At 67.7% G+C, this 9,770-nt stretch carries 10 protein-coding genes and 2 pseudogenes; 4 read left to right on the top strand and 8 right to left on the bottom strand.

Features of this window, described 5'->3' with window-relative positions:
* The 5 genes and pseudogenes from JMF90_RS10645 to pyk all read right to left on the bottom strand — a co-directional run.
* Positions 1-587 (bottom strand): ATP-grasp domain-containing protein (locus JMF90_RS10645; protein ID WP_201325091.1); only part of this gene is annotated, 587 nt, incomplete at its 3' end.
* 90 nt (positions 588-677) lie between these two features.
* Positions 678-1,199, bottom strand: coding sequence for a 5-(carboxyamino)imidazole ribonucleotide mutase (purE, locus tag JMF90_RS10640; protein ID WP_006477946.1), 522 nt, complete (start codon positions 1,197-1,199; stop codon positions 678-680).
* A gap of 16 nt (positions 1,200-1,215) precedes the next feature.
* A complete protein-coding gene (locus tag JMF90_RS10635; protein WP_006477945.1) occupies positions 1,216-2,106 on the bottom strand; it encodes a phosphoribosylaminoimidazolesuccinocarboxamide synthase in 891 nt (296 codons plus the stop codon).
* A gap of 234 nt (positions 2,107-2,340) precedes the next feature.
* Positions 2,341-3,405 carry a class II fructose-bisphosphate aldolase gene (fba, locus tag JMF90_RS10630; protein WP_006481730.1) on the bottom strand — a complete coding sequence of 355 codons (1,065 nt, stop codon included), beginning with the start codon at positions 3,403-3,405 and terminating at the stop codon, positions 2,341-2,343.
* Between the two features lie 315 nt (positions 3,406-3,720).
* Positions 3,721-5,158: pseudogene (gene pyk, locus JMF90_RS10625) on the bottom strand (pyruvate kinase).
* Between pyk and JMF90_RS40605 the strand changes: the two are divergent.
* Positions 5,157-5,285: a hypothetical protein gene (locus JMF90_RS40605; protein ID WP_257785890.1), complete on the top strand. Its 129-nt coding sequence runs from the start codon at positions 5,157-5,159 to the stop codon at positions 5,283-5,285. The pseudogene pyk and the gene JMF90_RS40605 overlap by 2 nt on opposite strands.
* Positions 5,286-5,442: 157 nt before the next feature.
* On the opposite strand, the gene JMF90_RS10620 is transcribed toward JMF90_RS40605, so the two are convergent.
* The 3 genes from JMF90_RS10620 to JMF90_RS10610 form a co-directional block, all read right to left on the bottom strand.
* The gene (locus JMF90_RS10620; protein ID WP_011694387.1) at positions 5,443-6,639 is read right to left on the bottom strand and encodes a phosphoglycerate kinase; all 1,197 of its coding nucleotides are present in this window, start codon (positions 6,637-6,639) and stop codon (positions 5,443-5,445) included.
* 280 nt (positions 6,640-6,919) lie between these two features.
* Positions 6,920-7,243 (bottom strand): AzlD domain-containing protein, encoded by a 324-nt coding sequence (locus JMF90_RS10615; protein WP_006477942.1) that lies wholly within the window; start codon positions 7,241-7,243, stop codon positions 6,920-6,922.
* Entirely contained in the window at positions 7,240-7,995 is a 756-nt protein-coding gene (locus JMF90_RS10610) for an AzlC family ABC transporter permease (RefSeq protein WP_012329152.1), read from the bottom strand. The genes JMF90_RS10615 and JMF90_RS10610 overlap by 4 nt, the downstream gene beginning before the upstream one ends.
* A 205-nt stretch (positions 7,996-8,200) precedes the next feature.
* Between JMF90_RS10610 and JMF90_RS10605 the strand changes: the two genes are divergently transcribed.
* From JMF90_RS10605 to JMF90_RS10595, 3 genes and pseudogenes are all read left to right on the top strand, one after another.
* Complete coding sequence (locus tag JMF90_RS10605; protein ID WP_011546109.1) at positions 8,201-9,124, top strand: branched-chain amino acid transaminase; 924 nt, start codon at positions 8,201-8,203, stop codon at positions 9,122-9,124.
* A gap of 49 nt (positions 9,125-9,173) precedes the next feature.
* Positions 9,174-9,368 carry a zinc-finger domain-containing protein gene (locus JMF90_RS10600; RefSeq protein ID WP_006482499.1) on the top strand — a complete coding sequence of 65 codons (195 nt, stop codon included), beginning with the start codon at positions 9,174-9,176 and terminating at the stop codon, positions 9,366-9,368.
* 140 nt (positions 9,369-9,508) lie between these two features.
* A pseudogene (locus JMF90_RS10595) lies at positions 9,509-9,770 on the top strand (lipopolysaccharide heptosyltransferase II); the annotation flags it as partial.

The following is a 9,770-nucleotide window of genomic DNA, read 5'->3' as shown; positions in this document are numbered from 1 at the left end:
AGCGGCAGGCGCTTCTCCAGCACGCACGGCACGCCGCCGAGCGCGGCATGCGCGTCGCGTGCTTCCTGCGCGGTGGCGACGCGCACCTGGCCCTTGCCGTCGTAACCGAGGCGGGCCGTCTTCAGGATGCCCGGCAGCACCGCGTCAAGCGCCGCATCGTCGAGCGCGGCAAGCGCCGCCGCCGATTCGATCACGACGTGCGGCGCGACCGGCACGCCCGACGCCTCGATGAAACGCTTCTCCGCGATCCGGTCCTGCGCGACCGCGACGCAGCGGCCAGCCGGGGCGACGAACGTCGTGCGCGCGAGGAAATCGAGGCTCGCGGCCGGCACGTTCTCGAACTCCGTCGATACGGCCTCGCACAGGTCGGCCAGTTCGGCAAGCGCGGCTTCGTCGTCGTACGCCGCGCGCAGGTGCCGATCGGCGACCGCGCCGGCGGGGCTCGCCGGATCGGGATCGAGCACGGCGACGCGATAGCCCATCGACTGGGCGGCAAAGCAGAACATGCGGCCGAGCTGGCCGCCGCCGACCATGCCCAGCCACGCGCCGGGCAGGATCGGGGAAACGGAATCAGGAGTTGCGGTCATGTCAGTGGTCGGTTGCGGCGGAACGCGGAACGGCCCGCCGCAGTGGGAAAATCCGGCGCCGGCCGCGTCGTGCGGCCGCGCGCCATGCCGTCATTCCAGCGGCGGCAGCACCATCGCGTGCGCGGCTTCGTTCTGGCGCACGCGGAACGCGGCGAGCCGGTTCGCGTAGTCGACCGAGTTGCCGGACAGGATCGACACCGCGAACAACGCGGCATTCGCGGCGCCGGCCTCGCCGATTGCGAACGTCGCGACCGGCACGCCCTTCGGCATCTGCACGATCGAGTGCAGCGAATCGACTCCCTTCAGGTACTTGCTCGCGACCGGCACGCCGAGCACGGGCACCGTGGTCTTCGCGGCCAGCATGCCGGGCAGGTGCGCGGCGCCGCCGGCGCCCGCGATGATCGCGCGCAGCCCGCGCTCGCGCGCCTTCTCCGCATAGTCGAACATCTCGTCGGGCATCCGGTGCGCGGACACGACCTTCGCTTCGTACGGCACGCCGAATTCCTGCAGGATGGCGACCGCGTGCTTCATCACGTCCCAGTCGGAACTCGAACCCATCAGCACGCCGATGAGCGGCGCGCTGTGCGTGTGGGCAGTCTGGATTTCGCTCATGTCGTCGGTACCTCGATCAGGCGAGCGACTGGCCGGTGATGCGCTCGAGCGCTTCCTGGTACTTCGCGGCCGTCTTCTCGACGACGTCGGCCGGCAGCGCCGGCGCCGGCGCCGTCTTGCCCCACGGCTGCGCCTCGAGCCAGTCGCGCACGAACTGCTTGTCGAACGACGGCGGATTGGTGCCGACTTCGTACTGGTCGGCCGGCCAGAAGCGCGACGAATCGGCGGTCAGCACTTCGTCCATCAGGTACAGCTTGCCGTGGTTGTCGAGGCCGAATTCGAACTTCGTGTCGGCGATGATGATGCCGCGCGTCGCCGCGTAGTCGGCCGCTTCCTTGTACAGCTTGATCGAGATGTCGCGGATCGTCGCGGCCAGCTCGGTGCCGATGCGGCGCTCGGTTTCCTCGAACGTGATGTTCTCGTCGTGCTCGCCCATCTCGGCCTTCGCGGCCGGCGTGAAGATCGGCTCGGGCAGCTTCTGCGCGTTCTGCAGGCCCGCCGGCAGCTGCACGCCGCACACGGCGCCCGACGCCTGGTATTCCTTCCAGCCGCTGCCGGCCAGGTAGCCGCGCACGACCGCTTCGATCATGATCGGCTCGAGGCGCTTGACGACCACGCCGCGGCCCTTCACCTGCTCGACCTCGTCGGCCGCGACGACCGCTTCCGGCGCGTCGCCCGTCAGATGGTTCGGCACGATGTGCGCGAGTTTGTCGAACCAGAAGTTCGCCATCTGGTTCAGCACGCGGCCCTTGTTCGGAATCGGCTCGCCCATCACCACGTCGAACGCCGACAGGCGATCGGTCGTGACGATCAGGAGCTTGTCGTTGCCGACCGCGTAGTTATCGCGAACCTTGCCGCGACCGAGGAGCGGCAGCGAGCGGAGCGTGGATTCGTAAAGGGTAGACATCGTCTTTTCGCAGATAAGGAGCCAAACAAAAAGGGAAACGCCGTTCCCCGCGGCAGGCGGGAACGGCGGTCTTGCAATACGTCGGCGAACCGGCGGGCGCAACGCCCGGGCGGCTGCCGGCCGGCCCTCGTTCGGCCGGACGGAACGGCTGCCGGGGCCGGATCGAATCCGGCCGACCGGGCGGCCAGCCCGTGCCCGGCGGCAGAACCAGGCGGGGCAAATCGTACTACAGTCTCAGCGCACGACCTGTGCGAGCGCGCCCGACTTGTACTGCTCGGCGATCTTGTCGAGCGACACCGGCTTGATCTTGCCGGCCTGGCCTTCGCAGCCGAACGCGAGGTAACGGTCGACGCACACCTTCTTCGCGGCTTCGCGCGCGGGCTTCAGGTAGTCGCGCGGATCGAACTTGCCCGGGTTCTCGAACAGGTAGCGGCGGATCGCGCCGGTGATCGCCAGACGCAGGTCGGTGTCGATGTTGATCTTGCGCACGCCGTGCTTGATGCCTTCTTGGATTTCCTCGACCGGCACGCCGTAGGTTTCCTTCATGTCGCCGCCGAATTCGCGGATCTCGGCCAGCAGTTCCTGCGGCACCGACGACGAACCGTGCATCACCAGGTGCGTGTTCGGGATGCGCGCGTGGATTTCCTTGATGCGCTGGATCGACAGGATGTCGCCCGTCGGCTTCTTCGAAAACTTGTACGCGCCGTGCGACGTACCGATCGCGATCGCGAGCGCGTCGCACTGCGTGAGCTTCACGAAGTCGGCGGCCTGCTCCGGATCGGTCAGCAGCTGCTCGCGGGTCATCGTGCCTTCCGCGCCGTGGCCGTCCTCCTTGTCGCCCTTCATCGTCTCGAGCGAGCCGAGCACGCCGAGTTCGGCTTCGACCGTCACGCCGATCGAGTGCGCCATCTCGACGACCTTGCGCGATACGTCGACGTTGTACTCGTACGATGCGACCGTCTTGCCGTCGGCTTCGAGCGAACCGTCCATCATCACGCTCGTGAAGCCGCTGCGGATCGCGGCCGTACAGACGGCCGGCGACTGGCCGTGATCCTGGTGCATCACGACCGGGATGTGCGGATACGATTCGACCGCCGCTTCGATCAGGTGGCGCAGGAACGGCTCGCCCGCATACTTACGCGCGCCGGCCGATGCCTGCATGATCACGGGCGCGCCGACCTGATCCGCCGCCGCCATGATCGCCTGGACCTGCTCCAGGTTGTTCACGTTGAAGGCCGGCAGGCCGTAACCGTGCTCTGCCGCGTGGTCCAGCAATTGACGCATTGATACGAGAGGCATTGTGGAACTCCTTGGAATGAAAACCGGTGCGCCCTGACGCCGGCGCGGCGCTCGCTCCCCTCTGAACCGGGACGGCGCGGCGCGGCTGAGCGTCGAATAGCCGCATTTTATCGCGAAGCGCCTCCGATTCCGACCGCCCGGAGGGCCCCGCTCGCAATTTGTTACGTTCGCACGGCACAATGCGGCCAAAAAGGAGAAAAAAAGCCGCGCGGGGCTTCGGACCCCGCGCGGCTTTTGTGCAAAAACGGTGACGGATCAGCTTCGGCCGATCCGGGTAGCCGACCGCGGGCCGGCTCGATGCGGCTTAGCCGGCGCTCAATAGTGCTCGCCGACCCGCACGATCTTCAGCGTGTTGGTGCCGCCCGCCTGCCCCATCGGCTCGCCGACGGTCAGCACGACCATGTCGCCATGCTGCACGTAACCTTGCTTGACGACGATCTCGAGCGCCGCCTGCAGCGCCGAATCGCGGTCGCTGTTGAAGTCGACGTGCAGCGGCGTCACGTTGCGATAGAGCGCCATCGTGCGCTCGCTGCCGACGCGCGGCGTCAGCGCGAAGATCGGCACGTGCGTGTAGTGACGCGACATCCACAGCGCGGTCGCGCCCGATTCGGTCAGTGCGATGATCGCCTTCGCGCCCAGGTGATACGCGGTGAACAGCGCGCCCATCGCGATCGACTGGTCGATCCGCGTGAACGTGCGGTCGAGGAAATCCTTGTCCAGCTCGACTTCTTCGGACTTTTCCGCTTCGACGCACACGGCCGCCATCGTCTCGATCGTGACGACCGGATACTTGCCGGCGGCCGTCTCGGCCGACAGCATCACCGCGTCGGTGCCGTCGAGCACCGCGTTCGCGACGTCCGATACTTCCGCACGGGTCGGCACCGGCGCGTAGATCATCGATTCCATCATCTGCGTCGCGGTGATCACGAGCTTGTTCGACTCGCGCGCCATCCGGATCATCCGCTTCTGCAGCGCCGGCACGGCCGCGTTGCCGACTTCCACCGCGAGGTCGCCGCGCGCGACCATGATGCCGTCGGACGCGTCGAGGATGCTCTGCAGCGCCGGAATCGCCTCAGCGCGCTCGATCTTCGCGATCATCTTCGGCTTGATGCCGTACGGCGCGCCCGCGATGTTCGCGAGCTGGCGCGCCATTTCCATGTCGGTCGCATTCTTCGGGAACGACACCGCGACGAGGTCCGCGCCGAGCGACATCGCGGTACGGATGTCTTCCATGTCCTTCGCGGTCAGCGCCGGCGCCGACAGGCCGCCGCCCTGGCGGTTGATCCCCTTGTTGTTCGACAGCTCGCCGCCCACCCTGACGGTCGTGTGAATCTCGTCGCCGAGCACGCGCTCGACGGTCAGCACGATCAGGCCGTCGTTCAGCAGCAGCAGGTCGCCCGGCTTCAGGTCGCGCGGCAACTCCTTGTAGTCGAGGCCGACGCGCTCGTCGTTGCCGAGTTCGCAGCCCGCATCGAGAATGAACGGCTGCCCCGGCACGAGCGTGGTCTTGCCGTTCTCGAACTTGCCGACGCGGATCTTCGGGCCCTGGAGGTCGGCCATGATCGCGATCTCGCGCCCGACCTTGCGGGCGGCCTCACGCACCATTTCGGCGCGCTGGCGGTGATCGTCGGCCGTGCCGTGACGAAAAATTGAGCCGCACGACGTCGAGGCCCGCCTGCATCATCTGCAGCAGAATCTCCGGCGAACTGGATGCCGGGCCGATCGTGGCGACTATCTTGGTGGCGCGCTGCATGAAACTCCTCATCTGGATCAAGGTGGATGCGCTGGGTGAAACGCTGCGAGAGCCGGAAGCGGCAGGCCCAGCGGCCGCCGCTCCGGGGAGCGTGCCGGTGCTGGTGCCCGGCATCGCTTTGTTCTGAAATTCGTGGTGCTGCACGGCCGCGTCGCCGGCGGCCGCCGGTGCGCGCGGGGCGGTGTTCGCCCGCGCGGGCGCGCGTTTGCGCTTGCCCGCGCCGGCCGGCTGCTCCGCTTTCGCGGAGCGCGCGGCCTTCGTCACCCCTGCGCGCGCCGCCACGCTCAGGCCGCCCGCGTTTCGAGCACTTCCACCGCCGGCAGCTTCTTCCCCTCGAGGAACTCGAGGAAGGCGCCGCCGCCCGTCGAGATGTAGCTGACCTGGTCGTGGATGCCGTACTTCGCGATGGCCGCGAGCGTGTCGCCGCCGCCCGCGATCGAGAACGCGGACGATTTGGCGATCGCTTCGGCGAGCGTCTTGGTGCCGTTGCCGAACTGGTCGAACTCGAACACGCCGACCGGGCCGTTCCACACGATCGTGCCGGCCTTCTCGAGCTGGCTCGCGAGTGCCTTGGCCGTATCGGGGCCGATGTCGAGGATCATGTCGTCCGCTTCGATGTCGGCGACCTGCTTCACCGTGGCCGCGGCCGTCGGCGAGAATTCCTTGGCGGTGACGACATCGGTCGGGATCGGCACCGACGCGCCGCGCTCGCGCGCTTCGTCGATGATCGCCTTCGCCTCGGCGACGAGATCGGCTTCCGCGAGCGACTTGCCGATCGACAGGCCCGCCGCGAGCATGAACGTGTTCGCGATGCCGCCGCCGACGATCAGCTGGTCGACCTTGCCGGCCAGCGACTTCAGGATGGTCAGCTTGGTCGACACCTTCGAGCCGGCGACGATCGCCACCAGCGGGCGGGCCGGGTTGCCGAGCGCCTTGCCGAGCGCGTCGAGTTCGGCCGCCAGCAGCGGGCCCGCGCACGCGATGGGCGCGTATTTCGCGATCCCGTGGGTGGTCGCTTCCGCGCGGTGCGCGGTGCCGAACGCGTCGTTCACGTACACGTCGCAGAGCTTCGCCATCTTCTGCGCGAGCTCATCCGAATTCTTCTTCTCGCCCTTGTTCACGCGGCAGTTCTCGAGCAGCACGACCTGGCCCGGCGCGACGTTCACGCCGTTCTCGACCCAGTTCGACACCAGCGGCACGTCGCGGCCGAGCAGTTCGGCGAGACGCTTGGCGACCGGCGCGAGCGAGTCTTCCGGCTTGAATTCGCCTTCGGTCGGACGGCCGAGGTGCGACGTGACCATCACGGCCGCGCCGGCGTCGAGCGCGGCCTGGATGGCCGGCACGGACGCGCGCACGCGGGTGTCCTCGGTGATGTTGCCGTGATCGTCCTGCGGGACGTTCAGGTCGGCGCGGATGAACACCCGCTTGCCGGCGAGCTGGCCGGCGGCGATCAGGTCGGTAAGACGCTTGACTTGGCTCATGTTGAACAGATTGAAGTAGTGGATGGGGAAAGGGGGTTCACGCTGGACGTGCGCGGGCTGCCGCGAAAGGGCGCCGGATGCGGCCGTGGCTGGCGGTTCGCATGACGCGCACGGGTAAAAAATCTCGAACGGGCATTCTAGCCGATCCACCCGGCAGACTGACCCGTGCGGCGGCGAATTCCGCCTATTTGGGATCGCGCGCCGGCACGGACGCATTGCGGCAGTGCAGCAATACGCGCGCGCAACCGGGCGGCGCCGGCCAGGCCGGAACGGCGGCCCATCAGAAGATCAGGCGGAGCGCGGTGAACACGAGCATGCCGACGACGATCGTGCCGAGCATGCTGCGCCGCCACAAAAACCAGCCGAGGCCGGCGAGCGCCGCGTAGAACGGATGGTTGGACAGCGCGAACGACAGCCCGGCCGGCGTTTCGAGCACGTCGGGCAGCACGACGGCGACCAGCGCGGCGGCCGGCGCGTAGCGCAGCGCGCGCTGCGCGCGTTCGGGCAAGACCGTGCGCTCGCCGCCGATCAGGAACAGCGCGCGCGTGACGGCCGTGACGATCGTCATCCCGACGATGACGATCCAGATCTCGGTCGCGCTCATTCCATGTCCTTTTCGTGCACGGTTTCGGTACGGATGCGCCGCCAGTCGGCCCGCTCGACGAAGAAATCGGCTGTGCAGCCGGCCGCGAGCGCGGCGAGCACCGCGATCGGCAGCGCGAGCCGGTACGGCAGGTCGAACGCGACGAGCGACACGATCCCGGCGACCGCGACGGCCGCGAGCGTCGAGCGGTTCGCGACCGCCGACACCATGATCGGGATCAGCGCGAGCGTGCCGGCCAGCTCCAGCCCCCAGCTCGCCGGAAAGACGCTCGCGAGCAGGATGCCGGCGAGCGAGGACACCTGCCACGACGCCCAGCTCGCGAGCGCCATCCCCCAGAAATACGCTTCCTTGCCCGGCACGCGGCCGTACGCGAAGCCCTGTTTCTGGAACAGCAGGTAGATCACGTCGCCGTTGAAATAGCCGATCGCGAGGCGCCGCCACAGCGGCAGGTAGGAAAAATGGGGCGCCAGCCCGGCGCTGAAGATCACGAAGCGCATGTTGACCATCGCGGCCGTGAGCAGCACGGTCCAGATCGGCAGCTTCGCCGCGAGGAGCGGCAGCACCGCGAGCTGCGACGAGCCCGCGTAGACGAACAGCGACATCGCGCTCGCCTGCCCGAGCGTCATCACGGACTTGCTCATCGCGATGCCGGTGACGAGCCCCCAGGACAGGATCGCCATCAGTGTCGGGGAATAGTCGCGTGCGCCCTGGATCAGCGCGAAGCGGTCGGTGGCGGACAATCGAGCGAGCATCGGAAAGCGGGCCGCAGCGGGCGGTTCGTCGGGACGCCGGCGCCTCCTGCCGGTGCGACCCATCGTTATTGGAATCGGTACCGGACGATTATAGCGCCGGCCCCGCGCCGGCCGACCGGATCGCCCCCAAATGACGCTAAAATAAGCGTCTTTCCGGCTCAACGCTGCACAACCCGCAGCACACCACCGCTTCCAGGAGAATCGTATGTCAATGGCCGACCGCGACGGCAAGATCTGGATGGACGGCAAGCTGATCGACTGGCGCGACGCCAAGATCCACGTCCTGACCCACACGCTGCATTACGGCATGGGCGTCTTCGAGGGCGTGCGCGCGTACAAGACGGCCGACGGCGGCACCGCGATCTTCCGTCTGCGCGAGCACACCAAACGTCTGCTGAACTCCGCGAAGATCTTCCAGATGGACGTGCCGTTCGACCGCGAAACGCTCGAAGCCGCGCAACTCGCGGTCGTGCGCGAGAACCGGCTCGAGTCGTGCTACCTGCGCCCGATCATCTGGGTCGGCTCGGAAAAGCTCGGCGTGGCCGCGAAGGGCAACACGATCCACGTCGCGATCGCCGCATGGCCGTGGGGCGCGTACCTCGGCGAGGACGGCCTCGCGAAGGGCATCCGCGTGAAGACGTCGTCGTTCACGCGCCACCACGTGAACGTGTCGATGGTGCGCGCGAAGGCGTCGGGCTGGTACGTGAACTCGATCCTGGCGAACCAGGAAGCGACGGCCGACGGCTACGACGAGGCGCTGCTGCTCGACGTCGACGGCTACGTGTCGGAAGGCTCCGGCGAGAACTTCTTCCTCGTGAACAACGGCAAGCTGTACACGCCCGACCTGTCGTCGTGCCTCGACGGCATCACGCGCGACACGGTCATCACGCTCGCGAAGGACGCCGGCATCGAGGTCATCGAGAAGCGCATCACGCGCGACGAGGTCTACACGGCCGATGAAGCGTTCTTCACCGGCACGGCCGCCGAAGTCACGCCGATCCGCGAACTCGACAACCGCACGATCGGCAGCGGCGCGCGCGGCCCCGTCACGGAAAAGCTCCAGTCGGCGTTTTTCGATATCGTGTCGGGCAAGAACGCGAAGTACGCGCACTGGCTGACGAAGGTCTGAGCGCGCCGCGCCCCGACCGCCCCACACAAGAGTGATAAGAGAAAGTCTCATGAGTGAAATCAAGGAAATGCCGCTCGTCGAGCTGACGGCCAAGGATCTTCCCGCCTATTGCCCGAACCCGGCCATGACGCGCTGGAATGCCCACCCGCGCGTCTTCATCGACGTGTCGCACGGCGAGGCGCGCTGCCCGTACTGCGGCACGCGCTACAAGCTGCGCGACGGCGAGGTCGTCAAGGGCCACTGAGCCCCGGCGGCCGGGCCTGAAGGCCCACCGTCCCGCAAGGCGGCGCAGCCGGGAGTCCGGCGCGCCGCCCGTCTCCATTCTGGCAACCCGAACGCGGCGCCCGAGCGCCGTGCTTCATTACGACATCGGAAGTCGACCTGATGCGTCGAGCGCTGGTTATCGCACCGAACTGGATCGGTGACGCATTGATGGCGCAGCCGCTTTTTGCGCTGCTGAAGAAACTCCATCCCCGCATCGCGATCGATGCCGTCGCACCCTCGTGGGTCGCGCCCGTGCTCGAGCGGATGCCCGAGATCCACGATGTCTACGCGACCGATCTCGCGCACGGCAAGCTGCAGCTGCTGCGCCGCTGGCAGCTCGCGAGCGACCTGCGCGACGTCGGCTACGACGCGGCGTACGTGC

Origin of the sequence: Burkholderia sp. E168m23, assembly GCF_016586125.1 — a bacterium.
GTDB lineage: Bacteria > Pseudomonadota > Gammaproteobacteria > Burkholderiales > Burkholderiaceae > Burkholderia > Burkholderia orbicola.
Note: the sequence above shows the minus strand (reverse complement) of the source record. Positions and strands in the feature narration are given on the sequence as shown.

Bases quoted from the DNA above. Each gene is read 5' to 3' on its own strand.
- JMF90_RS10620 (WP_011694387.1), bottom strand. From the start codon at position 6,639: ATGAGCCAAGTCAAGCGTCTTACCGACCTGATCGCCGCCGGCCAGCTC.
- JMF90_RS10610 (WP_012329152.1), bottom strand. From the start codon at position 7,995: ATGCTCGCTCGATTGTCCGCCACCGACCGCTTCGCGCTGATCCAGGGC.
- JMF90_RS10615 (WP_006477942.1), bottom strand. From the start codon at position 7,243: ATGAGCGCGACCGAGATCTGGATCGTCATCGTCGGGATGACGATCGTC.
- purE (WP_006477946.1), bottom strand. From the start codon at position 1,199: ATGAGCGAAATCCAGACTGCCCACACGCACAGCGCGCCGCTCATCGGC.
- JMF90_RS10605 (WP_011546109.1), top strand. From the start codon at position 8,201: ATGTCAATGGCCGACCGCGACGGCAAGATCTGGATGGACGGCAAGCTG.
- JMF90_RS10600 (WP_006482499.1), top strand. From the start codon at position 9,174: ATGAGTGAAATCAAGGAAATGCCGCTCGTCGAGCTGACGGCCAAGGAT.
- JMF90_RS40605 (WP_257785890.1), top strand. From the start codon at position 5,157: ATGAAACTCCTCATCTGGATCAAGGTGGATGCGCTGGGTGAAACGCTG.
- JMF90_RS10635 (WP_006477945.1), bottom strand. From the start codon at position 2,106: ATGTCTACCCTTTACGAATCCACGCTCCGCTCGCTGCCGCTCCTCGGT.
- fba (WP_006481730.1), bottom strand. From the start codon at position 3,405: ATGCCTCTCGTATCAATGCGTCAATTGCTGGACCACGCGGCAGAGCAC.